Origin of the sequence: Thermosulfurimonas dismutans (assembly GCF_001652585.1) — a bacterium.
GTDB lineage: Bacteria > Desulfobacterota > Thermodesulfobacteria > Thermodesulfobacteriales > Thermodesulfobacteriaceae > Thermosulfurimonas > Thermosulfurimonas dismutans.
The window spans coordinates 33,633-58,072 of the sequence record NZ_LWLG01000006.1; the positions used below are offsets into that span (position 1 = coordinate 33,633).

General features: G+C 53.8%; 23 protein-coding genes and 1 tRNA gene. 10 read left to right on the forward strand and 14 right to left on the reverse strand.

The features are described from left to right. Positions 1-10: 10 nt before the first annotated feature. The 7 genes from TDIS_RS05375 to TDIS_RS05405 all read right to left on the reverse strand — a co-directional run bounded on the left by TDIS_RS05375 (position 11) and on the right by TDIS_RS05405 (position 6,884). Positions 11-361, reverse strand: a complete 351-nt coding sequence (locus TDIS_RS05375; protein WP_068670104.1) for a DUF5615 family PIN-like protein — start codon at positions 359-361, stop codon at positions 11-13. Continuing rightward, positions 361-603, reverse strand: coding sequence for a DUF433 domain-containing protein (locus TDIS_RS05380; protein ID WP_068670106.1), 243 nt, complete (start codon positions 601-603; stop codon positions 361-363). The genes TDIS_RS05375 and TDIS_RS05380 overlap by 1 nt, the downstream gene beginning before the upstream one ends. A gap of 21 nt (positions 604-624) precedes the next feature. Beyond that, positions 625-2,298 carry a class I SAM-dependent DNA methyltransferase gene (locus TDIS_RS05385; RefSeq protein WP_084270984.1) on the reverse strand — a complete coding sequence of 558 codons (1,674 nt, stop codon included), beginning with the start codon at positions 2,296-2,298 and terminating at the stop codon, positions 625-627. A gap of 427 nt (positions 2,299-2,725) precedes the next feature. After that, positions 2,726-4,084: a Na+/H+ antiporter NhaA gene (nhaA, locus tag TDIS_RS05390; protein ID WP_068670108.1), complete on the reverse strand. Its 1,359-nt coding sequence runs from the start codon at positions 4,082-4,084 to the stop codon at positions 2,726-2,728. Next, a complete protein-coding gene (locus tag TDIS_RS05395) occupies positions 4,081-4,773 on the reverse strand; it encodes a HesA/MoeB/ThiF family protein (protein ID WP_068670110.1) in 693 nt (230 codons plus the stop codon). Before TDIS_RS05395 ends, nhaA begins: the two co-directional genes overlap by 4 nt. After that, positions 4,770-5,066, reverse strand: coding sequence for a MoaD/ThiS family protein (locus TDIS_RS05400; protein WP_068670112.1), 297 nt, complete (start codon positions 5,064-5,066; stop codon positions 4,770-4,772). Before TDIS_RS05400 ends, TDIS_RS05395 begins: the two co-directional genes overlap by 4 nt. Positions 5,067-5,075: 9 nt before the next feature. Further along, positions 5,076-6,884 carry an aldehyde ferredoxin oxidoreductase family protein gene (locus TDIS_RS05405; RefSeq protein ID WP_068670116.1) on the reverse strand — a complete coding sequence of 603 codons (1,809 nt, stop codon included), beginning with the start codon at positions 6,882-6,884 and terminating at the stop codon, positions 5,076-5,078. Positions 6,885-7,207: 323 nt separating this feature from the next. Here TDIS_RS05405 and TDIS_RS05410 point away from each other — a divergent pair, with 323 nt between their 5' ends. From TDIS_RS05410 to TDIS_RS05440, 7 genes are all read left to right on the forward strand, one after another. Further along, the gene (locus TDIS_RS05410) at positions 7,208-7,591 is read left to right on the forward strand and encodes an ArsR/SmtB family transcription factor (RefSeq protein ID WP_068670118.1); all 384 of its coding nucleotides are present in this window, start codon (positions 7,208-7,210) and stop codon (positions 7,589-7,591) included. Beyond that, entirely contained in the window at positions 7,569-8,852 is a 1,284-nt protein-coding gene (locus TDIS_RS05415; protein ID WP_068670120.1) for a permease, read from the forward strand. Before TDIS_RS05410 ends, TDIS_RS05415 begins: the two co-directional genes overlap by 23 nt. 12 nt (positions 8,853-8,864) lie before the next feature. Then, positions 8,865-9,110 (forward strand): thioredoxin family protein, encoded by a 246-nt coding sequence (locus tag TDIS_RS05420; protein WP_068670122.1) that lies wholly within the window; start codon positions 8,865-8,867, stop codon positions 9,108-9,110. Next, complete coding sequence (locus TDIS_RS05425; protein WP_068670124.1) at positions 9,111-10,439, forward strand: TolC family protein; 1,329 nt, start codon at positions 9,111-9,113, stop codon at positions 10,437-10,439. Then, the gene (locus tag TDIS_RS05430) at positions 10,423-11,544 is read left to right on the forward strand and encodes an efflux RND transporter periplasmic adaptor subunit (RefSeq protein WP_068670126.1); all 1,122 of its coding nucleotides are present in this window, start codon (positions 10,423-10,425) and stop codon (positions 11,542-11,544) included. The genes TDIS_RS05425 and TDIS_RS05430 overlap by 17 nt, the downstream gene beginning before the upstream one ends. Next, on the forward strand, positions 11,541-14,642 hold the full coding sequence (locus TDIS_RS05435; protein ID WP_068670128.1) for an efflux RND transporter permease subunit: 3,102 nt from the start codon (positions 11,541-11,543) through the stop codon (positions 14,640-14,642). The genes TDIS_RS05430 and TDIS_RS05435 overlap by 4 nt, the downstream gene beginning before the upstream one ends. A gap of 235 nt (positions 14,643-14,877) precedes the next feature. After that, positions 14,878-15,663 (forward strand): N-acyl homoserine lactonase family protein, encoded by a 786-nt coding sequence (locus TDIS_RS05440; RefSeq protein WP_068670130.1) that lies wholly within the window; start codon positions 14,878-14,880, stop codon positions 15,661-15,663. Here the strand turns inward: TDIS_RS05440 and TDIS_RS05445 are convergent. The 3 genes from TDIS_RS05445 to dnaA form a co-directional block, all read right to left on the reverse strand. Next, a complete protein-coding gene (locus TDIS_RS05445) occupies positions 15,660-15,932 on the reverse strand; it encodes a hypothetical protein (protein ID WP_068670132.1) in 273 nt (90 codons plus the stop codon). The genes TDIS_RS05440 and TDIS_RS05445 overlap by 4 nt on opposite strands. Positions 15,933-16,017: 85 nt before the next feature. After that, the gene (locus TDIS_RS05450; RefSeq protein WP_068670134.1) at positions 16,018-17,358 is read right to left on the reverse strand and encodes an FAD-binding oxidoreductase; all 1,341 of its coding nucleotides are present in this window, start codon (positions 17,356-17,358) and stop codon (positions 16,018-16,020) included. Next, positions 17,325-18,671, reverse strand: coding sequence for a chromosomal replication initiator protein DnaA (gene dnaA / locus TDIS_RS05455; RefSeq protein WP_068670136.1), 1,347 nt, complete (start codon positions 18,669-18,671; stop codon positions 17,325-17,327). The genes TDIS_RS05450 and dnaA overlap by 34 nt, the downstream gene beginning before the upstream one ends. A gap of 374 nt (positions 18,672-19,045) precedes the next feature. Here dnaA and TDIS_RS05460 point away from each other — a divergent pair, with 374 nt between their 5' ends. Continuing rightward, on the forward strand, positions 19,046-19,666 hold the full coding sequence (locus tag TDIS_RS05460) for an HD domain-containing protein (RefSeq protein ID WP_068670138.1): 621 nt from the start codon (positions 19,046-19,048) through the stop codon (positions 19,664-19,666). Then, positions 19,606-20,532, forward strand: coding sequence for a D-alanine--D-alanine ligase family protein (locus TDIS_RS05465; protein ID WP_068670140.1), 927 nt, complete (start codon positions 19,606-19,608; stop codon positions 20,530-20,532). Before TDIS_RS05460 ends, TDIS_RS05465 begins: the two co-directional genes overlap by 61 nt. Here TDIS_RS05465 and TDIS_RS05470 read toward each other — a convergent pair. Next, positions 20,501-21,217: a lysophospholipid acyltransferase family protein gene (locus TDIS_RS05470; RefSeq protein WP_068670142.1), complete on the reverse strand. Its 717-nt coding sequence runs from the start codon at positions 21,215-21,217 to the stop codon at positions 20,501-20,503. The two genes, TDIS_RS05465 and TDIS_RS05470, sit on opposite strands and share 32 nt — an antisense overlap. Positions 21,218-21,286: 69 nt before the next feature. Between TDIS_RS05470 and hisD the strand changes: the two genes are divergently transcribed. Next, entirely contained in the window at positions 21,287-22,591 is a 1,305-nt protein-coding gene (gene hisD, locus TDIS_RS05475) for a histidinol dehydrogenase (protein ID WP_068670144.1), read from the forward strand. Here the strand turns inward: hisD and TDIS_RS05480 are convergent. The 3 genes from TDIS_RS05480 to TDIS_RS05490 all read right to left on the reverse strand — a co-directional run bounded on the left by TDIS_RS05480 (position 22,588) and on the right by TDIS_RS05490 (position 24,334). After that, positions 22,588-23,625, reverse strand: coding sequence for a bis-aminopropyl spermidine synthase family protein (locus TDIS_RS05480; RefSeq protein WP_084270978.1), 1,038 nt, complete (start codon positions 23,623-23,625; stop codon positions 22,588-22,590). The two genes, hisD and TDIS_RS05480, sit on opposite strands and share 4 nt — an antisense overlap. 85 nt (positions 23,626-23,710) lie before the next feature. After that, the gene (locus TDIS_RS05485) at positions 23,711-24,244 is read right to left on the reverse strand and encodes a (Fe-S)-binding protein (protein WP_068670146.1); all 534 of its coding nucleotides are present in this window, start codon (positions 24,242-24,244) and stop codon (positions 23,711-23,713) included. Positions 24,245-24,257: 13 nt separating this feature from the next. Beyond that, positions 24,258-24,334 (reverse strand) — tRNA-Met (locus TDIS_RS05490). Positions 24,335-24,440 lie beyond the last annotated feature (106 nt).

Here is a 24,440-nt window from a genome sequence, read left to right on the forward strand (position 1 = left end):
TCTGTTTTAGTTATAGTTTCTTCTGTCTAATCTTAGTTCGTTCTACTACTGTAAACATTCCTTTAAGTTTAATGTTTTGCAAACTTAAAATCTTTAATAAGATTTCTCCACATTCCTCAGGATAAGTAGGAGTAAAGCGAAAATATATTATTCCGGCAGGCCGAAACTCTTTTTCGTGAAAAATTATCTTTCCATAATCTTTGTCAAAAGTAAGGATTATTCTCTCTTCTTTCTGCGCTATTCTTAAAACTTCTCTATCACTGATACCTGGAGACTCTTCCATAATAGATTTTACGTCGTATCCATTGTCTCTTAAAAGTTTTATGGACTTTAACGGAATATTTTCATTAGCTAATAGCATTATGCAGCTTCTCTGTTTTCCAACTCATAAATTAGCTCTTCACGCATACAATCGGCGACAAACGCGAAAACCGCTTTTAAGCTATCAAGAGTAAGAGAAGGATAATTTTCTAATATTTGTTCTACAGTCCAGCCTTCGGCAAGTAAATTCAAAATAAACTCTACAGAAAGTCTCGTCCCTTTGATAACAGGTTTTCCAGCCAAAATTTCAGGATTTGAAGTAATATAGTCTTGCCACCTCATAAATTCCTCCAATTTGTTTTTTTAGTTACCATAAAACCCAAGCTCCCTTAAATTGCGTTTTATAGCTTCTTCAAGTTTTGTGCTTTCGGCAAATTGAGTCTCCAGCTCCGCCACCAGGCGTTTCAGCTTTTCTTCAAAGGGCTCGTCGTCTTCTTCCTGCTGCGAGATGCCTACATACCGTCCGGGCGTGAGCACGTAGTCGTGTTTGCGGATCTCTTCAAGGCTTACGTTTTTACAAAAGCCGGGAACATCCTTATACTCTCCCGCACCTTCCTCACCGCGCCAGGCATGGTATGTCTGAGCAATTTCTTGGATTTCTTCGTCGGTTAACTCCCGATGGACGCGATCCACCATACGACCCATACGGCGGGCGTCGATAAAAAGCACTTCGCCCCGGCGGTCACGAAGACGCTTCTTTTGCCCGGCAGGGGGACGACCGCTCTTGTCCCTGGCCAGAAACCACAGGCAGGCCGGGATCTGGGTGGTGTAAAAAAGTTTGTCAGGCAGGGCCACGATGCAGTCCACCAGGTCGGCTTCCACGATATTTTTACGAATCTCCCCTTCGTTTGACTGATTAGAAGAAAGCGAGCCGTTGGCGAGCACCACCCCAGCGTAACCTACTGGTGATAGATGATGGATCATGTGCTGTAGCCAGGCAAAGTTGGCATTTCTCGCCGGCGGAAGCCCATATTTCCAGCGTTTGTCGTGGCGGAGTTGTTCTGCGCCCCAGTTCTTCATATTGAAAGGTGGATTGGCCAAGATGTAATCGGCTTTGAGATCAGGAAACCGATCATTTAAAAAAGTGTCGCCTTGCTCGATCTTGCCCTCTATGCCACGGATGGCGAGGTTCATTTTACAGAGACGCCAGGTGGTGTAATTAAGTTCCTGGCCGTAGATGCTGATTCGGGCCCGGGCCCGGCCACCGTTACCGTTGCCCGTGGCGTGGGCCTCTACAAAACGCACCGACTGCACAAACATGCCGCCAGAGCCACAGCAAGGGTCGTAAACCCGGCCCTCAAAAGGCTCAAGCATCTCGACCAGAAGCTTTACCACCGAAGCCGGAGTGTAAAATTCACCCCCTTTTCGGCCTTCGGCGCTGGCAAATTGGCCGAGAAAATATTCGTAAACCCGCCCCAGAACGTCCTTGGACCGGGCTTCTTCGCCCTCTAACCGGATATTCGTAATCAGATCTATGAGTTGGCCCAGGCGCTGTTTATCCAGGGCCGGGCGAGCATAATCTTTAGGAAGCACCCCTTTTAGGGAGGGGTTCTCGCGCTCTAAGACCTCCATGGCCTCGTCCACTATCTGGCCGATCTCCGGCCGACGGGCGTTTTGCTTGAGACGCTCCCAGCGGGCGGGAGAAGGCACCCAGAAGACGTTGGCCGCCCGATACTCGTCGGGATCTTCGGGATCGGCGTAAGGTTCCTGTTCAAGTCGTTTGCGATGTTCCTCGAAAGCGTCCGAGATGTACTTGAGGAAGATCAGCCCCAGGACCACGTGTTTGTACTCGGCGGCGTCCATACTTCCCCGCAGGGCATTGGCCGCCTCCCAGAGCTTGGCTTCGAAACCAAGATTGGCCGTGCTACGCCTTTTCTCTTTTGGTGGACGGGGTGGTTTTAATTCCAATTTGGGAGTACTGGTATTTTGGCCCTTTAGTTCTTCCACAAACTCATCTATAGGATTCTTTTTCGGCATATAGGCCCCCGGATACAACAGAGTCTTAATACTTCAATACTTCTTTATCTTCTGGCTTACCACGCCGATGATCTCATGCTCCTCGGTCATCTCGATTTTGGAATATTCGTGTTTTTTCCTAAACTACCGTATAAGTATCTCTTTTTCCCCCTTAAAAGGCTTATCTACCTAATTTAGAATCTTTTGACAACTCGGTTTGGTGTCCATATAGGTGTCCAATATTTTGGAATTTTACGATTTTATGTTACCATCCAGGCGAGATAGAAAAAGATTACGTGAGATTGATAAAGATCGAGAAAAGTTTATCGGCCTCTTAATCCATAGGTTGGAGGTTCGAGTCCTCCGCGGCCCACCAAGTTTTTCAAGGGTTTCAGGAATCCTCTCCTCAGGGGTCCGTACAGATGTCCGTAAATTGCTTAAAGCCCTACTACCGTGAGACAAACCGGAGCCAGAGGTAACCGGCTATTCCGGCGAGGAGGGAGGCTAAAAGGATACCCATCTTGGCCTGCTGAAGTAAAGCTTCCTCACCCGGCCAGGCCAGCTCTGTAATAAAGAGACACATGGTAAAACCTATCCCGGCCAGAAACCCCACTCCTACGAGCTGCGAAGGCCGAACCCCGGTGGGTAAAAAAGCCAGCCCTAATCTCGATACCAGCCAGGCCGTGCCAGCGATGCCCACCGTCTTTCCCACCACCAGTCCCAAGACAATGCCCAGGGATACGGGATGAGCAAACACTTCGGCCAGAGCCCCGGGCTCCATGTGAATTCCAGCGTTAGCCAAGGCGAAGAGAGGGATGATCACCAAGGCCACCGGAAGATGCAGGGCGTGCTCCATCCGTAGTGAGGGAGGCTGCACATCCCTTACAGCCGTGTGAATAGCTTGGATAACTTCTTTTTGGTAAGGGGTGAGAGTATGGGGGGCCGCCGAAACGGGAACGGCCTCGCAGGCCTTGAGGAATCTCTGGAGAACATCTTTGAAGTATCCGGGGATCAGTTTGGGCCTGGTGGGGACCGTGAAAGCGGTAAGTACTCCGGCGATGGTGGCATGCACGCCGGAAGCCAGCATAAGTAGCCAGAGTATAGTGCCTCCTATAAAATAAGGCAGGCCATGATAGATTCCGGCACGATTGAAGGTCCAAAGCAGGGTCCACACTCCGAAAGCCCCGCCCAAAGCCTTGAAATCAATGGCATGAGTGTAGAATAAGGCTATTATGATCACCGCCCCCAGATCATCTACGATGGCTAAAGCGATGAGAAAGGTGACCAACCCCGAGGGAACGTAACGCCGAAGGAGCACCAGCACGCTTATGGCAAAGGCTATGTCCGTGGCCATGGGGATGCCCCAACCCCTGATGGTAGGCTCACCGTGGTTCACCAGGGCGTAGATGATAGCCGGAAATATCATTCCTCCGATGGCCGCTATCACCGGAAGCAGGGCCGCCTTAAAGTCCGAAAGCTCCCCCACCAGGATCTCTCGTTTTATCTCCAGACCGATCAGAAAGAAAAAGAAGGCCATAAGGCCATCGTTTATCCAGTGATGCAGACTCATCCGTAGTTCCCACGAACCAAAGACTAGAGCCAGCTCTTTCTCGAAGAAGTGATGGTAGGCCCCGTTTACCGGAGAGTTAGCCAGAACAAGGGCCACCACGGTCATAACCATGAGGACCATAGCCGAGGCCGTTTGAGTCTTGATAAACTCCTCTATAGGGCTTAGGATCTTGTCCACCGCCCTCTCCCAAGGAGCAAAAAGTCGAAATTCATCGGGCAACTGTAGTTGATCTTTCATGCTGGCTCTCCATGAGGTGATCTCAGAGGCTCCAGATGGAAACGGTACTCCACTAGATCCACGAGGAGGAGTTTTCCAACCAGAGTCCCCGGAAGCCCCAGAAGGAGCTTCACCGCCTCCAGGGCCTGAATGGCCCCAAGGGTGAGGCAGATGGGGATCGCTACCGGAGGAGGCTCCGTATCTCTGGCCCCGGCAAAGATCTCGGAAAGGCGCGGGGTCCTTCCTGGAACGAGGCTCGTCACCTGGCCGAAAAGCCCGTTGAGTCCGGCGTGGACCAAGAAAATCCTTTTTTGCCAGCAGGCCTCCTCCAAAAGAAAGCGGGAGGCCCAGTTGTCCAGGGCATCCACGGCCCCAGAGACCCCTTCCGGGAGGGCAAAGCCTGGCCTGATCTCGGTCCCCAGGGGATGCACCTTAAGGCCGGAAAAGAGACACCCCAGTCTCTCGGCCGCCACCTCCGCCTTGGGCCGGCCCAGGTCTTCCCAGGTATAAAGGATCTGGCGGTTGAGATCCGGGGGATCCACCCGGCCGGAATCTAGGAGATATAGAGTACCCACCCCCAGGCGGGCCAGGGCCTCGGCCACCACACAGCCCAGGCCCCCTAGCCCGGCCACTAGGAGGGACTTCTCCGCAAGGATCTCCTGGGCTCCGGGGGGAAGGAGGGGTATCTGGCGGGAGAAGACCTCCCTCAACCGCCGCCTCCCGGGGGAAAAACGGAAAGGCTCTCACCCCCGCGCACCGGGGTGGAAAGGCCCTCCAGGTGAAGGACGTTCACCCCATCTTTCAGGATGATGACCCCGGGGCGGAGGGCCTGGCCCTCAAAGAGCTTCTCCCGCAGAACCTTTCCCCTCTTCTCCCCGAGGACCCGAGCCAGACGCTCAAGGACCTCCCTTAAAGGGACTTCCCCGGGAAGCTCAAGCTCAACTTCCCCGAGGCCCAGGTCAAGCCGCAGAGTTCCAAAGATCCTGACCCGAACCCGGACCAAATCCGCCCCCTAGGCCAGCCCCAAGGCCTTGAGCTTGTCCGGGGTGGGTTGGCCCGTCTCGTCCCAACCGCGCACGCGGTAGTACTCGGGGAGCATCTCCGAGAGCCGCACCACCGCCCCCTTGTTCGGGCCCTCGGGCATGGGCTCCTCCAGCATCCGTTTGGGAAGCGTATCCTGCGAGGGGTCCATTCCGGCCCGGAGATTGAAGAGGCGCTCCAGGTTCCAGATGCGCTCCCCGCAGGTCATCATCTCCTCCACGGTGTAGTCAAAGCCGGTGGCTGCCGAAAGGAGATCCCGATAGTCCTCGACCGAGAGGGCAAAAGAGGTGAAGAGACAGAGCCCAATAGAGTCAATAACCGCGGTGAGGTCCTGAAAAATCTTGACCCATTGGGCCTTGCCCTCCGTGCTCTGGGGATCAAGCTTTTCCGGAACTCCCAGGATCTCTGGCGAGATGAGATAGGCCCGCACGTGGCAGCCGCCGCGGTTTGAAGTGGCGTATCCCAGGGCGTGCCCCTGGGCCCCGCGGGGATCGTAGGCCGGAAGCTCCTGCCCTTTAACAGACATGGAGAGCTCGGGATGGCCGTAGGCCCGAGCCAGCCTGAGGGAGCCTTCGGCAAGCTTGTCCCCGAGGCCCCGGCGATAGGCCATGGCCTCAGTGTAATACAGGATGGCCTCGGAACTTCCGAAATGCAGTTCCGGTCCGGGTCCCAGGTCCTCCTTCGGAAGATAGCCCTTCTCGTAAAGCTCCATGGCGCAGGCGATGGTCACCCCCGCGGAGATGGTGTCAAGCCCCAGGCGGTTGCAGAGGAAGTTGGCCTCGGTCACGGCAATGAGGTCCTTCACCCCACAGCAGGCCCCGTAGGCCCAGCCGCTCTCGTACTCCGGCCCCTCTCCCTTGCTCCTGGTGGGAAGCTCGGTCACTCGGGCGCATTTGATGGGGCAGGCGTAGCAGCCCCGGTTCTTCTTGAGGTAGCCCTTCTCCACCAAGGCCTCGCCGGAGACCTCGTGTGTGCTATCAAAGACCCCGGTCTGGAAGTTCCGGGTGGGATAGAGGCCGTTTTCGTTGATGATGCTGTCAAGGACCTTGGTCCCCAGCCTGGGGAGCCCCTCACCGGTCACCGGATTTTTCTCCAGGATCCCGAGTTTTTGCCGGATGAAGTCCATGAAGACCTGTTTGTCCGGGGCCTCGGGGCGCCTGGTGCCCCGGACCACGATGGCCTTGAGCTTTTTGGCCCCCATGACGGCCCCCACCCCGGAGCGCCCGGCGGCCCGGTGTTTGTCGTTTATCACGCAAGCCAAGCGCACCCGGTTCTCCCCGGCCGGACCGATGCAGGCCACCCTAGCCCGCTCGTCCCCGATTTCTTCAAGGAGCCGGTCCGTAGTCTCGTGGGTGTCAAGCCCCCAGAGATGCTCGGCCGGCCTGAGTTCCACCCTGTCGTCCTGGATGAAGAGATACACCGGTTCCCGGGCCTCACCCTCAAACACCACCATATCGTAGCCCGCGGCCTTGAGCTCGGCCCCGAACTTGCCCCCGGAGTTGGAGCAGGCAATGAGCCCGGTAAGAGGACTTTTGCAAAGAACCATGTAGCGGCCCCCGGTGGGAGCCGGCGTGCCGGTAAGCGGCCCGGTGGCAAAGATCAGGGGATTCTCCGGTGAGAAGGGATCGGCCGTGGGGTCCATCATCCGCCAAAGATAATAACTCCCCAGGCCCCTTCCCCCGATGTAAGTCCTCAGGACCTCCTCCGAGGGCCGTTCCTTTTCTATCCGGCCCTCGGTAAGGTTCACCCTCAAAATACACCCCGCATACGTTCCAGGCATAACGGACCTCCTTAGAGCAGAATTAGATCTATTATACCAGTAAAGTGGGTTAGGAAAGCATTTTTTTAGGCCAAGCCGGTTCTAGTCCCTTGCAGGTCCGTTTTTTTCTGCCATCTATTTTTGGAATCCTGGAGAGGCGAAAGATACCAACCACCGAATCCTGCGAAACAGGCTTTAAGCGGATCGATAGAAAGGAATACCCTTCATAATTGCGTCAGAACAAATAGGGCTTCTTTACAAGCTATCTATAAATTGAAAAAATTTGGTGTCGCTTAATGACTCTTCTTGACAATATAGCTATTTGGCTATATATGAAAAAGACTATGAAGAAACTGGAAAAGCGACTCAAGGCTCTGGCAGATGGCACCCGGTTAAAAATACTAGGGCTGCTTTCGGTAAGGCCCTGTTGCGTGTGTGAGCTTTCGGCGGTCATCGGTTACACCCAGCCTACCCTTACGCGTCACCTCCAGAAACTCACCGAGGCCGGATTCCTTTCGGTAGAACGGCGGGGGTTTTTCCAGATCTACCGCCTGGCCCCGGAGGACCAGGAGGCCGAAAGACTGCTCGCCCTAGTGCTCTCCGAAATTCGGGAAACAACGGAATACGAAAGGCTTGTCGAAAGACTCCGGGTCGAGGGGAGACTCCCAAACCTTTTGCCTACGGAAGAAAACGGGAGTAAGGCCTATGAATTGGCGAAAAGAGCTTAGGTTCATCCTTCTCGGGACGGTAGTTTTTACAATTTTTTACTTTTGGCCGTATCTGATTCCTGGTCTTTCAGGAGACATCGCTCCAGGAGAGGACTCCCGACTCTTTATAGCCTTGAAGGAAGGACTCCTTTTCGTCCACGAATACGCTCGGGAACACGTAATCCTCTGTTTACTCCCGGCCTTTTTCATCGCCGGAGCCATAAGCGTTTTTCTATCCAAGGAATCTGTTATGCGCTATCTGGGGCCAAAGGCCCCCCGGCCAGTGGCCTACGGAATGGCCTCGGTGGCAGGGACCATCCTTGCGGTCTGTTCCTGCACAGTGCTGCCACTTTTTGCCGGCATTTACATGCGAGGGGCAGGGCTAGGTCCTGCCACCACCTTTCTTTACTCTGGGCCAGCCATAAATGTGTTAGCTATCGTGTTTACCGCCGGGGTCCTGGGACCGGCCTTGGGCATAGCTCGGGGGCTTACGGCCGTAGGCACGAGCGTCATCATTGGGCTAACTATGGCGTTTTTATTTCGACGCGAGGAGGCGGCCAGAGCCGCGGAGATGGAAACACTCGAAGCCGAAAAGACTCGCCCCTTTTGGCAGAGTCTACTTTTCATGGCCACGTTGATAGCCATTCTCCTTTTCGCTCACGATAAGAAGTGGATCTTTCTCGCTCTAGCGGCCTTTCTACTTGCCTTTGAACTCGTCTTCCTTTTTCGGGTGCCGTTTACCGGAGTTCTTTTTACTGGAGGTCTTGTTCTTGGAGCCGAGTTGCTCTTTAGGGGCCACGAGCTTTCCTTTATTCTGGGGATAGTCGGCCTTTCAGTCTTTCTCCATCGGGCCGGGGGGGAGGCTCGTGAGTGGCTTACGTCCTCCTATTTCCTAGCTCGGCAGATCCTGCCCCTTCTTTTTCTGGGGGTGTTTTTCGCCGGTTTTTTCTTGGGAAGACCGGGGACGGAGGGGCTCATCCCATCGCACTACGTAGCCAAGCTGGTGGGTGGAAACTCGCTTTCGGCCAACCTTTTTGCCTCCGTGGTAGGGGCCCTCATGTACTTCGCCACCCTAACGGAGATCCCCATTCTTCAGGGACTACTAGGAGCCGGGATGGGAATCGGGCCAGCGCTGGCGCTGTTGCTTTCCGGTCCGGCAGTCTCTCTTCCCAACCTACTCGTCATCCGCTCGGTCCTCGGGATGCGAAAGACCATAGCCTACCTGGCCCTGGTGGTCACGGTTTCTACCCTTTCGGGTTTCATTTTCGGAAAAGTTTTCTGAAGGAGGTCCGATATGGCACGGGAAATCAAGGTCTTTGGTCAGGGCTGCTCCCGATGTGAGGCCCTTTACGACCATGTAATTCTGGCCCTGGATGAGCTGGGAATAGAGGCCACGGTAGAGAAGGTGCGGGACCTCAAGCAAATGGCAGTCCACGGGGTGATGAACCCTCCGGGACTTGCGGTGGATGGCCAAGTGGTCTCCCAGGGAAAGGTCCTCTCCGTGGAAGAGATCAAAAAGATTCTTGTAAAAGACGAGTAAATGGGACGGTTTTTAATTCTTAGCGCCTTGCTGTTTTTAGGATGTCCTCTTCTAGTTGAAGCTCTCACCCTTTCCGAGGCTATTTCCCGGGCCCTTGAGAACAACCCGGAGATCCTAGCCAGGGGACACGAGGTTGCGGCGGCCGAAGCCGCCCGGCAAGCAGAATGGGGGGCACTCCTCCCGCAGGTAAATCTCCTAGCCCAGGCCAGCCGGCTGAGCGACCCCCAGGCCGTAACCTCTATCAAGGGACCGAACCGGTTTCCGAGCTTCAGCCGAGACATTTACCTTTTTGATGTCAATTTAGTGCTTCCGCTTTATGAGGGCGGGAGAATCCGTAAACGGGTCAAGATGGCGAAACTTGAAACCGCTCTCCGAGAAAGTCTTAAATACCAGACGGCCCTAGACCTTATCGCTAACGTCAGGGAGACCTATCTCCTAGCCCTCTATCTCAAGGCCCTCGTTCAGGCCCGTGAAAAGACCCTTGAGGCCTTAAAGCGTGTGGCCGAGGAGGCCCGGCTCCGGCTTTCCGTTGGCCGCATCGCCCCTCTTGATCTCATGCGCATTGAGACCCAGGTAAAGGCCGAGGAGGCCGCACTTGCCGAAAGCCGCGAGGCTCTGCGTCGGGCCAAAGAGGCCCTCTCCGTCCTTATGGGAGAACCTCCTCGAAGTGATTTTGAGCTTACGGGAAAGCTTGAGGAAAGGCTCATTGAGCCCGAAGCCCCGGACTGGGAGAGGGTCCTTGCCTGTCGACCGGATATTGCGGCCCAGAGGCGGGCCGTGGCCCGAGCCGAGGAGGCGGTAAAGCTTGCCTTCCGGGGGCACTTTCCGGCGGTAGAGCTTTTTTCGAACTATGGCCGTCGGGCGGGTTCAGGATTTAACGACAGTGAAGAGGTCTGGGAGGCGGGCGTAAGGCTAAAACTCAACTTCTTTAGCGGCGGCACGCTTTCGGCCCGGGTGGCCGAGGCCCGTGCAAAGTGGCTTGCCGAAAGGGAAAAGTTAAGGGCCCTTGAACTTTCCGCACGTAAGGAGATTTCCACAGCCCTCTCGCACCTTGCTGAAACCAGGGAACAAATAGCCCACTTTGAGGCCGCAAGGCAAACGGCCAAGGAAGCCTTTCGAGTAGCTAGCCTCAAGTATCGCACTGGGGCCGGCACGGTAACGGATATGCTCCTTTCCCAGGCGGCCTGGTTTTCTGCCGAAACGGACTATCTTTCGGCCCTTTACCGGCACGCCCAGGCCCTCATCGCCTACGAGCGGGCTACCGCCGAGATCGCTCGCGGTTTCCTAAATCTTTCCTGCGAGGAGAATCGCTATGTTTCGAAACCTTAAAATTCTGATCGCCCTCCTATTGATGGCCGGCCTGGCTCTGGTGGCCGTAAAGACGGTCAAAAAGAAAAAGGCCGCGCTAGAAAGACTCTCCCCACCCCAAGTGTCACCTCTTCCGGTGGAGGTGGTTCGGGTAAAGGTCGGCCCCCTTCTCGTAACCGAACACTATCTGGGAGAAATACGGCCCGTACTTTCCGCTCGGCTCTCCTCACGGATTACGGGCTATCTCCTTGAGGTACGGAAGTACGAGGGGGATCCGGTCAAGAAAGGTGAGGTGCTCGCCCGTATAGATGACCGCAAAATCAGAGCGCAGATGGGGGCTCTTTCCGCCCAGATTTCCGCCGCCGAGACGGAATTTCTCACTCGTAAACACATCTATGAGAGGGACCGCACGCTTTTTGAAAACCAGGCCATCTCCCGTGAGGCCTATGAGCTCTCAAAGGCAGCCTTTGAAAATGCGAAAGCGAGGCTTGCGGCCTTAAAAAAAGAGCTTTCCGCCGTGAAGTCCGATCTCGCCTACACCATGATCCAGGCCCCGTTTTCGGGGCTGGTTTCCCATAGATTCAGGGAGCCCGGAGAGCTGGTTCTTCCAGGAATCCCCATCCTTGAGATTGAGGCTCCGGAAGAGGGCTACCGCATCTTCGTGCGAGTGCCCCAGAGGAAAGCCGCTTACATAAAGGAGGGCTCGAAAGCCGTTCTTTCCGAGGGCCGGAGGAGACTTTCCGTTTCGGTGTTCCGGGTGCATCCGGCGGTTAGCGAGAATGGACTGGCTACGGTTGAGATCCGGGTCGCCGAACGGCCCTTCGGACTTCCAAGTGGGGCGAAAGTGGGCGTTGATCTGGTGATGAAAGAAGTCCAGGGAGCCATCGTACCTTTAAAGAGTCTACTTGAAACTACCGAAAAGACCTATGTTTTTCTAGCAAAAACCGAAGAGGGAGATCTTGCCTCGGTCCGGAGCGTCCCGGTCATGGTGCTGGGAAGAAATGGGAATCTAGTTGCGGTCTCTGGAAGGATCTCTGAAGGCGATTGGGTCATCGTAGCCGAAGAATCCACTCTTTTGAGGCTTCACGAGGGAATGAAGGTTCAGGTGACCGAGAAGGCAAAATGAGTTTTCTTGAACGCTATTTTCAAAACCCCTATCTCATCACCTCCCTCCTAATCTTAGGGGTGGTTCTGGGATTTCGTAGCTTTCAAAAGATGCCACTTAACCTTTTTCCGGATGCCAACTACCCCAAGATTGCGGTGATCCTCGTATGGCCGGGAGCTTCGGCTGAGGATATGGAGGACAAGGTAGCCCGGCCGGTGGAAAAGGAGCTTGCCACGCTGGACCTGGTCCGCAAAGTCAAGTCCTCCTCCCGGGATGAGGTGGCCGCAGTCTCCGTAGAATTCGAGTACGAAAAGAGCCTAGATTCCGCGGAGGTAGATGTCTCGGCAGTGCTTGATCGCATCTGGGCGGATCTACCACGTGGGCTCCTTCCCCCGCGTATCTTTCGGATAAGCGACGCTACCACCCCGGTCTGCACGCTGGCGGTCTCGCCCAAACCGGGCACACACCTTGACCTCGCCAAAGTTAGACAGATCGCGGACAATGAACTCCGTGAGGCCCTGCTGCGTATCCCTGAGGTGGCCCAGGTAGAAGTCTTCGGGGGCTATCTTCCTGAAATACGGGTAGAGATTGATCGCGATCGGATGGCCCGCTATGGACTCTCCCTCTCGCAGGTGATCTCCGCGCTCTATGCTCAGAACCTCAATATCCCTGGAGGGCTTATCCTTCGGAATCGGGACCAGATCCTGATCAAGGTTACCGGAGAGGTCCTGGAACGAGAAAAACTCGGAGATCTCGTGGTAGCGAGCTTTGAGGACGGAGAAATCCATCTCCGGGACATCGCTGAGATCCGGATCTTTTATGCCGAAAGACAGAGCTTGTTCCACGGGAACGGACGGCCAGCCATAGGGCTCAACATCCTGCGACCGGAAAAAGGACACGTAACCAACACCCTTTCCGCCCTTCGTCGGGAGCTTCCCCGAATAAAGAAAACTTTTCCGGACCTCGTAATCGAGGTCGCCGATACGCAGGCGGACCTCATCCGAACTTCCACCTCCAATATGGTCGAGGCCCTGAGGGACGCCATCCTCCTCACGGTGGCCGTAATCTTTTTCTTTCTGGCAAGGGGAAGGGTGACGCTTCTCGCCGCGGTCTCCATTCCGTTCACCTATTTCATGACCTTCTTTGGAATGCGGGTACTGGGTTTTGAACTCAACATCGTAACGCTTACGGCGGTGATCATCGCCGTGGGCTTGCTCGTGGACGATGCCATCGTAGTCATCGAGAACATCGATCGGCACATCCGCTTGGGTAAAAACCCTCGCGAAGCCGCGCTTTCGGGCACAAACGAGATCTGGCTTGCCGACTTCGCCGGAACCCTTACCACCATCGTGGTACTCGTTCCCATCATGTTCGTTGGAGGTTATGTAGAAAAGATCCTGCGGCCGCTTGCGGTCGTGCTTACGCTCGCGCTCCTTTCATCCTACGTGATTTCCATCACAGTCATACCGCTCCTAGCCCCGAAGGTCCTCCGGGACGACACCCAGCGGAACTTCTTGGAAAGGATCTTTTATCGGCTTAGCAAGCTCTTGCTTAATCCCCTGCGGAATTTCTTTACTGGGCTTTTCGTCCTGGCTGAAAGGCGAAGACTCCTTTTCATAGCCGGGGCCATCGGACTCCTTGTGGTGAGTCTACGGCAGATGCCCCTTGTGGGCCGGGATCTCATGCCGCCTATGGACACCGGTATCATCAAGGTCTCCTTTGAAACCGAGCCCAACACGGTACTTGCTCACACCGAGGAGATCGTAAATCAGATGGAAAAAATCATACGGAACACCCCGGGATTCATTCGCATGGCCACCGTGGTGGGAAGCGAACCCGAGGTCATAAGCTTTGGGGCCGAGCGCACCCCGCAACAGGGGCTCATCACCGCCCATTTTGTGGACCGTTTCCATCGGAAAAAGTCCATCTGGGAAATCGAAGACGAATTGCGGAAAGCCTTTTCCCGGATTCCTGGCCTTAAGTATATCCATGTTTACGAGTTCGGAGCCACGCCCCTTTCCTCCATTACCGCACCGGTGGAGGTCATGATAAGCGGCCCGGACATAAAAATTCTGGATCAACTGGCCGAAGAGGTCAAAAGTCGGCTTTACCAAGTTAAAGGCCTTACCACTATTTCACGGAACTGGGACATGGAAAAGCGGGAGGTACACCTTAAGCTTGATCTTGAAAGGCTTTCCCGTTACGGACTTTCGCCTACTTCTTTGGCCGAAGCCATTCGAGGGGCCTTCTCCGGGGCTAAAGCCACCGTGCTCCGAGTTCCCGGAGAGGACGGCTACATCGTGACTGTAAGACTGCCATTAGAAGCACGCTCTTCGCTTTCTGATCTCAAGACTTTTGAGATCGCAACTAAAAAAGGCCCTGTACCCTTAAATGAACTTGCGGACTTTGAGGTGGTTAAGACTCTTACGGTTTTTACCCGCGAGAATCTCTCCCCGGTAGTAAATGTCCTGGGATATCGAACTACCGCTGCTATCACCCATCTTCAGCTCCAAGTGGAGGAGGTCCTTTCGGACCTTCTGCTTCCGCCCGGTTACCGGATATCGCAGGAAGGTGAGATCAAACCCATGAAGGAAGCCTTCGGACGGCTTAGAGGAGCCATTATTGTATCCCTTATCCTCCTTTACTTCGCCTTGGTGCCCACCTTCCGTTCCTTCGGACACCCCTTAACTATCATGGTGGCCATACCGCTATCGCTTATTGGGGCGGTCTGGGGCCTGCTGATCGTCGGCCGCCACTTCTGCATGCCGGCTTTCATGGGACTCATCCTCCTTTCCGGGATCGTGGTCAACAACTCTATTATTCTTATAGATTTCATCGAAAGGGCCCGGGCCAGGGGAAGCTCCCGGCGAGAGGCCATCCTTTCGGCCATCCGCATAAGGACCCGGCCCATCATCATGACCGCGGCCTCCACCATCACCGGCATGCTTCCTATCGCTGCCGAAAGGGCCGTGGGGCTCGAAAGACTCTCGCCCCTTGCGGTGGTGGCCATCGGAGGGCTTTTCGTCTCCACGCTCCTCACCCTGCTCTACGTGCCCCTTTTTTACACCCTTTTCGAGGACGCAAGGACCAAGCTGACAAGACTCGGGAGGAGAAGATGAGAAGAACTGTCCTATTACCGATTCTTTTTGGGGACCTTTTCGACCGAAAAGGGGACATTATTAACAGGAACATCTCTGGGGAATAACTTTCGTAAAGTTGTGATTTTCCCCGATCGTTGAGACCGTTAAACCCCTTATCCTCAGGAAATTTCCGTTTTAAAAGTTTAGAAGATTTGACCTTTGAGTCTGATCGGGCCATCCTTTTTCTAGGCGACACTCAACAAGGAGGTGGGGCATGGCACTCTACAAGATTCACCCCCTAGTGCTCGGGGCCAAGATCTTCAGTAAGGGCATCCTTACCTATCAGCATGATTACGATAAGGAAATTACCGTCCCGGTCTACGGCTGGCTCATCGAGGGTGGGGACAAGACCATCCTGGTGGATACCGGCTACTTGGGCCCGGTGATCACCGAGGCCCGGGAGAAGGCCATCGGCGGAAAAATCTACCGTTTTGAGGAGGCGTTGGCCCGTTGGAACCTCACGCCTAAAGACATCGACATCGTGCTCCATACCCATCTTCATAACGACCATTGCGAGAATGACATGAAGTGTGTGAACGCCACCTTCTACGCCCATGAGTTCGAGTTCGAGACCCTCTATAACCCACATCCTCTTGATTTCCGCTATGCCCCGGATTTTGTGGAAGAGATCGATAAGGGCGGCCAAATGGTGCACCTTAAGGAGGACACCGAGATCGTCCCCGGGATAAGAATGGTCCACACCCCGGCCCACACCCGCGGCGGTATGACTGTGCTGGTGGCGACTGAAAAAGGCACCGCGGCCATCACTGGCTTCTGCACGCTTCTTGAAAACTTCTTCCCCCCGAAAAGGATCCGGGCCCTCGAATGGGAGGTCATCCCTCCAGGGGTAAACATCGACCCTTACCTGGCCTACGAGCAGGTCCTGAGGGTAAAGAGAGAAGCGGATATTTACCTTCCGCTCCACGAGCCGGCCTTTGCCCGGATCGACACCATTCCTGATGACCTAGAAAAACTTGAAGATTACCCACAGACGAATTAGGGAACGACATCCGTAAAAAGTGATAGATACCCGTAGGGAAAATAAAGGGCCTCCGAGGAAAGGCCCTTTCGGTAAAGAAGGTCTCTAACCCGCGACAAGAAATCACGGGCAAGGACCTGCGGGCCGCAGAAATATTTAAGGATCCGCAAGTTTTCCTTTATACGGCGAAGGTCAGTCCCCCGGCGAACACGGTTGTGCTGCTCCTCCGAGCCGTCTACTCCGTTTCCATTGACCGTGACATGCAGAACCGTGGGGCGTCTCTTCCCCAAAAACTCCTCTAAAGTACATTCCATACTTTAGGGTGGAAGAATTCTTAAAAAATGGCAAGTTTTTGCTACGAATTTCAAAAAAGTGCTAAAAGATCTTTCCGGGATTTAGAAGTCCCTTGGGATCGAAGACCTTCTTTATCTCTCTCATGAGAGAAAGGGCCCGTGGAGGAATTTCCCAAGGAAGATAGGCCCTTTTGGTAAGGCCTATACCGTGTTCTCCAGAAATGGTACCAGAGAGAGAAAGAACCAAGGAAAGGATCCTCTCTCGCAGGCTCTCTGCACCTTCCTTTTCCTCGTCAAAAAGGATGTTTACATGGAGATTCCCGTCTCCGGCATGCCCGAAGCAGGCCACCCTAAGGCCAAAATCCTTTGAAAGGGCTCGTACCTCTCTCACAAAGACGGAAAGCTTTGACCGGGGAAGAACGATATCGTCGGCTATCCGCCGGGTCCCTAGTTTCTTTAAGGCCGGAGAGATCGCGCGCCGTACTTCCCACAAAGTTTCCGCAGTCTCTCCAGAAGCCACCTTTAAAAACCGAGTTCGGCTATCTAGTATTTCCAAGGCCTTTTCAACTTCCTCCTTTACCGTAGAATCCAGGCCATCAAATTCAAGGAGTAGCAGGCCCTTTATCTCGGGTTCGAGGGCCCCGGTGGCTGTCAGGGTAACCTCGTCCATGAATTCGGCGGCTGCAGGAAGAAGCCCCCCGGAAAGGACCTCGTTTAGGCTCGCAAGGGCCTCCTCCTCCGAGCCAAAGCCTGCGGCCACTGTAGCGCGAGCCGGAGGAAGAGGAAGGACTTTCAAAGTAATTTTAGTAATGACCGCAAGCGTTCCCTCCGAGCCCACAAGAAGCCGCGTAAGATCGTAGCCCACCACACCTTTAAGGGTCCGCGTGCCCAACGGAAGGACCTCCCCGCCGGGCAAAACGGCCTCAAGCGCCAGAACATAGTCCCTAGTGACCCCATATTTGAGGCCCCGAGGCCCTCCGGCACAGGTGGCTACGTTTCCTCCTATAGTAGAGAATCGGTAGCTTGCCGGATCCGGAGGGTAGAAAAGTCCCCGGCGGGCAAGTTTCTCTTTAAACCTCCCGTTCACTACCCCCGGCTCCACCACCGCCACCAGATCTTCGGCGTTGATCTCAAGAATTCGATCCATAAGGGTGAAGGCTACGACCAGCCCTCCTCTTGCAGCCAAAGGTGCCCCGGTAGTAGCGGTCCCGGCCCCACGCGGGATTACCGGAAATTCCTCCTCATAGGAGAGGGCGAGAATCCGGGAAACCTCTTCGGTATTCTGCGGGAGGGCTACCGCCTCGGGCAGATAAGTCCTGCCCGAGGCGTCATAGGCATAGACCAGACAATCGCTTTCTGCCTCTAGTAAGCGGTCCCCGAGGAGGCGTCTTAGCTCTTTTCGAGCCTTTTCGGAAAGCGACACTCCTTCTCCGTCACGCCGAATCTCTCGGTGATTTCCCTCTCGAGGTATTCTATCTGATAACGAAAGGAGGGCGAAGAGGAAAGTCTCTTTTCTACACTCTGGAGGGCGTACACTACGGTAGCATGATCGCGGTTGAACCGCTGACCAATGGACGAAAGGCTCTCCTTGGTAAATTTTCTCAAAAGAAACATAGCCACCTGTCTGGACTGGCTTATACGTTTCTTACGGGACCGGGAAACTAAATCTTCCCTAGAAACCTTAAAATTCCGGCAAACAAGTTCTATCACCACGGAGGCCAGATCATGTCCTTCCGGAGGCATGATCTCCGAAACTAACTCCCGGGCCAGGGCTAGATTTACAGATTCTCGAAGAATACTTGCGCGAGCTATAAGTCCCACCACCGCGCTTTCAATTTGTCGGATATCTCCCCGCAGGTGCCGGGCCAAATATTCCACCACCTCCTCCGGAAATTCTTGACCCTGATTTCTGGACTTACGACGGATAATATTTTTACGAGTTTCATAATCCGGAGGATTAATCCTTACAATCATTCCGGCTGAAAGCCTTGAGCGCAGAGAGGAATCTAGATGAGAAAGCTCGTGGGGCTTTCTGGTAGAGGTAAAGACTACCGCCTTTTCCTCCTCGTAAAGATAATCCAAGGCCAAGGCCAGCTCTCCCTGGGTGAAATCTCTAGCCGGAATATGGTGGACCTCCTCCAGCATAAGGACGTCACAGTTCCGCCAGACCCGTTCCTTGAAGTTTTCCATCTGACCGCTTTTTAAGGCCCTAACCAGTTGTGAAGTAAAATCCCGAGCCGTAAGATAACAGACTCTAAAAGTATTCTTTCGAGAAACAAGGGCGTTTCCCACGGCCTGTGAGAGATGACTCTTTCCGAGACCGCTTTCAGCGGTGAGATAAATAATGTGCCCTCGGGGATTTTCGGCCATTTTGAGAAAAACCTTATAGGCCAGCCGATTGCAATCTCCCACCACAAATTCCTCAAAGGTATAGCGAGTCGAAAATTTTCGGCCAAGCACACGGGTAGGTTCGTAGGGCAAATCCTGTTGAAGAGGAGGCCTGGCCTCCTCCACCACAAAGGCTAATGAAAGACCTTGCCCCCAGAGAGATAAGGCCTCTTTAAAAAGCGAGAGGTAATTCTCAATTAGCCACTCCCTTGTAAATTCATTGGGTACCGAAACTACAAGCTTGCCGTCCTGACAATGCCCGGAAAGAGGTTCTATCCACACCTTAAAAACAGGTTCAGGAAGCCTTTCTTTCAAAAAATCTTTAATTTTTAGCCATAATTCTGACATAAAACCCTCCTCGCTTCCGGAAAAAGGTCTTTTTCTTATTAACTCGGTAAAAGGCAAAATTCAAAGTCTGAAAAAGGGGATCTCAGGAGATTAGCTCCCACATATAGGTTACCGAATTTTGGTCGATCTAAATGACACTTAAACCACAAATCCCTGAACCGACCGGGAAACCGTAAAAATTTTACTGAAAAATTTATACAAGGTTTAAAGGCATTTGGTAGTAACAAACTTGTTTTTAAACTTTGGGTTCTCCCTCTCGATCTTCTCCGGCTGGGTTTTTTCCTCCAATTTCACCATCGAGATTTTAAGACGTTTCGAGAAGGGGTTAGACCAAGGCTCCCCAAAAGGCCTAGAATCTGGTAGTAAAGAGGACGATGTCCCGAATTCCTTCACTTGAAGAGTGTTATCGCCTATTGGAAAAGGAAGGGGTTCCTTTTCATATCCGGAGACATGCTGAAAAGGTGGCTTTAGTCGCCGTATTTTTAGGAAAGGAACTAATCAAACGGGGCGAAAAACTCAACCTAAAACTTCTGTGTGCCGGAGGCCTCCTTCACGATCTGACCAAGCACCATTCCCTCAAAACCGGTGAGAACCACGCCGAAAGTGCCCGCAATCTCCTTCTCCGTCTTGGCTATCCCGAGGTGGCGAAGGTCGTGGAACAACACATATTTTTAAAGCCCGGGCCTCCGGGAACCCCCATCCGGGAAGAGGAATTGGTTTACTATGCGGACAAACGGGTAAAACATGAAGAAATCGTCTCTTTAAAGGAACGTTTTATCGATCTCCGGGAACGCTACGGCCGAAGGCCCTCTTCCTGGGTAAGGATCTTCTGCCTGGAGGAGCTCACTAAGCTTCTTGAAAAGCGGCTTTTTAAAAGGCTGCCCTTCGGACCGGATAAGATCCTGGAATTAAATCAAATCGAGGAGATCCCCAAATGCCTTACCGTGTGGCTTTGCTCTGCGGGGGAAACTCCCCGGAACGGGAGGTCTCTTTAAAAGGCGGAGAGGCGGTGGAACGGGCCCTCGTTTCGCGGGGGCACGAGGTCGTGCGGTTTGACCCCCCAAGGGACCTTCCGCGTCTTGCCGAAAGGGCTGGAGAATTCGACATCGCCTTTCTAGTACTCCACGGCCCAGGAGGAGAGGACGGAACCATCCAGGGTTTTCTGGATTCTCTGGGCCTTCCCTATCAGGGGGCCGGAGTACTGGGTTCGGCCCTAGCCATCCACAAGGGACTTTCCCGCCTGCTTTACCAAGAGGCCGGCCTTCCCGTGCCCCCCGGCAAGGTCTTCCATCGGAACGAAAGTCATCAAATCCCCGAGTTCTGCAAGCATTTGGGCTATCCCGTAGTGGTAAAACCCGCCACTCAGGGGTCAAGCCTTGGCCTTTCGGTGGTCAAACACCCGGAAGAACTTCCGGAGGCCACCGAGAGGGCCCTGACCCTTGACCACGAGGTGGTCATCGAAAAGTTCCTCTTCGGGCGTGAGATTACGGTAGGGATTTTGGGAAATAAAGCCCTGCCAGTGGTGGAAATCATTCCCGAAAAAAGCGAATACTTCGACTATGAAACCAAGTACACTCCTGGAGCAGCCCGCGAAATCTGTCCGGCTGAAATCCCAGAGGCCTTATTCCGCAAGGCTCAGGAATACGCCCTCCGGGCCCATCAGGCTTTGAGACTCCGGCACTACAGCCGCACGGATATGATAATTATGGGCGAGGAAATCTATCTCCTTGAAACCAACACCATCCCCGGAATGACCGAAACCAGCTTGCTTCCGCTTGCGGCCAAGGTCTTCGGACTTTCCTTTGAAGACCTGGTGGAAACCTTGCTCCTTATGGCCCTCGCGAAAGAGCCTCCTCTATGAAGGAGCGGACCTCCCGGGCTAGGCTCTCCTTGTCTTTATTTGTGAGTCCTTCGGTAGAAATGGGGTCGCCAATGATCACTTTTACCCTTCCAGGGTTAACGAAAAGGCTACCTTTAGGAAGAATTTTCCGGGTCCCTAAAATGGCCACCGGAACCGCAGGCACCCCAGCCTTAATCGGAATAAGAAAGCCGGCGGTCTTAAAGGGAAGTAGCCTGCCATCCGGACTACGCGTGCCCTCGGGAAAGACCACCACCGAATAGCCGGCCTTCACCCTTTCGGCACAGGCAAGAAGACTCCTCAATCCCTCCCGAGGGTCCTCTCGTTCCACCGGAATGTAACCGAGAGCCGCAAGACCCCAGCCGAAAAAGGGAATCCGAAAAAGGCTTTTTTTGGCCAAAAAGCGGATTTCAAAGGGCCGTAGGACCTCCTCAAGGACCGGTATATCCATCTGGCTCTGGTGATTGGCAAAAAAGACGTAACGGCCGGGGGGAAGACCCTTCAGACCTTCCACTTCCACCTTTACCCCGGAAATAAAAAGTATCAGGCGACACCAGAGCCAGGCTATCTTGTGGGCCAAGATCTTACGGGACTCAAGGAGGGCTACCAGGATAGCGACCATCCCGAAAAAGGGCACCGAGACCAGGATGAAAAGACCAAGGGCTATATTTCGCAAAAAGACTCCCATAGTGCTTTCCCTTTTCTTTATGTGGTAAGGTATAGGGAATTAAAGACTGCAAGTCAAGGAGGCCGTCTCATGAGGATATTGCGGGAAGAAAGTTCAGCCGGGAAACGGTTCATTCAAAGGCTAATTAATCGTGGAGCAAATCTTCCTACCAGGATAGAACGGTCGGTGAGAAAAATTCTTGCGGAGGTCAGGCGCCGGGGAGACGAGGCCCTTCTGGAATACACCCGAAGGTTTGACTGCCCAGATTTTAGAATCGAAGATCTCCGGGTAAGGCCTTCGGAGATCGAAGAAGCCTACAAGAAGGTAGATTCTGAGCTCCTTTCAGCTCTAAGACTTGCCATTCAAAATGTAAGGGTCTTTCATGAGAGACAGCTTGAGAAATCCTGGTTCTACACCCGAGAGGAAGGGATCTTTCTGGGGCAACTGGTAAGGCCGGTCTCCTCGGCCGGCATCTATATCCCCGGAGGTACCGGTGGTGATACCCCTCTGGTCTCCACAGTGGTCATGACCGCCATACCGGCCCAGGTGGCCGGAGTAAAGCGGATAGTCATGGTATCTCCACCCAATCGAGAGGGGAATTTACATCCGGCCCTACTGGTGGCCGCCGCCGAGTGCGGAGTAACCGAAATTTACCGGGTAGGAAGCGCCTGGGCCATCGGGGCCCTGGCCTATGGCACCCAGACTATTGCCCCAGTAGAAGTCATAGCCGGGCCGGGAAACATTTACGTTACGGTGGCCAAGAAACTCCTTTACGGCGAGGTGGGCGTAGATCTCGTAGCCGGACCTAGCGAGGTCCTCATTGTCGCCGATGAGTCCGCCGAACCGGAAGCTCTCGCCTGGGATCTTCTGGCCCAGGCCGAACACGATCCCCTGGCCACCGCGGTACTCTTTACGCCCTCGGCCGGACTGGCCCGCAAGGTCAAACGGGAAGTCGAAAAAGCCTTGGAACGACTACCCCGTAAGGAGGTAGCCGAGGCCGCTCTTAAAAAGCAGGGCGGGCTGCTCATTACCCGAAGTCTAAGTTCGGCTCTCGAACTGGCCAATCGCGTAGCCCCGGAACACCTGGAACTAGCGGTATCCGACCCCTTCGATCTCTTACCTTATATCCATAACGCCGGAGCGGTCTTCCTAGGAGGCTTCACCCCCGAGGCCCTAGGAGACTACGTGGCCGGACCGAATCATGTGCTTCCCACCCTGGGAGCGGCCCGCTTTGCCTCCGCGCTCTCGGTCTCGGTATTCCTCAAAAGGACGAGTTTGCTAGCCTATTCCCGAGAGGCTTTACAGAAGGAAGGCCCGGCGGTACTGAAACTAGCTGAAACTGAGGGCCTTTTCGCCCACGCCGAAGCCGTGCGCGTAAGGCTAAAGGAAGGTTAGGCCTCCTCCAGATAAGAAGGCATGGGCGTAGCCCAGGATTCGTCATCAAAATAAAGTTCCCGGAGGTCCCGGGGCTTCTCGAAAGGCGGGAGCGTCGGGCCCTCCACAACTTCAAAACGTACAAAAGAGCTCTTATACCAGTCCACCTCCGGAAGCGGCAACTCTAGTTTCTTCATTATCTCATAGGTACGGTAAAAGTCCTCCCATTGATTCTCGTTTTCAGGATAAATGGCGAAATCTCTCAAAATATCCGTAACTACTAGCCCGGCCGAAAGGATAAACTTTTCGAAATCGTACCACTTCCGGAGCGAGGCCTCCCGGTGAGTAAAACCCATGTACCCTGCGGCCCCAGGTCCCTTCAAGGCTTCCAGGCAGCGGCCGACAAAAAGTTTAAGGCCCTTTTTGGTTTCCACGGGATCAGTGACAAAGACATCAAAGGACCTTTTAAGGCTCTCAGGTAAAGCCTCGATAACGTTGTAGTTATAGACCTCTAGGTTGGTAAGCCCTTCCCTTTCAGCAAATTCCTTAATAAAGGCATTGAGACGTTCGTCGATCTCGACCACCACCACTCTTTTGGGCATCCGGGTAAGACCCATGACCACCGAAAGCAGGTCATCGTCACCTAGAATGAAAATCTCGGCCTCCTCCAGATCGCCACGCTGGTAGATATAGGCCACCCGGCGAACAGTATCCACCGGCCTAACAAAACCTTGATCATAATCGCTAGTAGGAAGGGGACGCTCTTTAGTGACCTCCAAGAAGCGCTGATAAAGATCTTCCCAAAAACCCTTGAGCTCCACCCCCAGCCCGCACCGAGAACAAAGAGTATCGGCCAGAGGGTTCAACGGGATTTCCTTTTCCAGATGGAACTTATAGTCCCGATAAACTATCAAACCTTCCTCAAGGAGGCTGTTCAGGGCCTCGAAGAAGGCCGCAATATGCCCATCTTGATAGTTTATAAGTTCCCAGAAAGTCTGAGGCTTGAGTTTCAAAGCTCTCAAGATTTGCTTCTTTATTCGCTCTATCTCAGACATTTAGCCCTCCCAACGCATGGTATCTTCCCAAACCTAACAAAATCCTCCAGCTTGACAACCGGCTTTCTTGGCGAATCAGGGCTTTTTAAGCCCCCGTAAGCTTTTTTTCCAGGATCAAGCGGTTTTCCTGAAAGATAGCCTCTTCATAAAGTGGGAGGCAGGCCCTGGGGTCGGCCTCTCCGGTTGATAATCTGGTAGCCAAAGCCAGACAGGAGGGCTCACCGCACTTTCCACAGTTAGTCCCGGGCAGTAACTTATAGATCTCAAGGGCCGGAGGTAATTGCCGGGGTTCATAACGAGGTTTTATTTCCTCTCGTCGTTTCCAAAGCTCTTCCAAGAACTTTTCCAGCTTTTCCTTTACCCTTCGCCCCTCTTCAATATCGGAAAGATCGGATATTCTCACATCTCCGGACCGTACGGCCACCTTCTTGCCTTCAAACCGGAAAATGATCACCGGCTCATCCGGATCATAAAAAACCACCCTGGCCTCGGCATTCAGATACGGGATAAGAGGAGACAAATCTTTTTCGGCAGGTATGACAGCCTTATAACGAGGGCAACGGGCATCTACATAACAAGAGGCAGGCTCAAGCTTGAAATCTGGCCTTAAAAACGACATAACAGAAAAAATTTGGGTGCGGGGGCGGGATTTGAACCCGCGACCTCCGGGTTATGAGCCCGACGAGCTACCAGGCTGCTCTACCCCGCGTCCGTTAGATAATAATTTAAAGGGTTTTAAGTAGAAGTCAAGGGGGCCAACCCTCTTCGCTATACTCAGCGGTGTATTAATCCACTCTCCCTAAAGAATAAAAAAG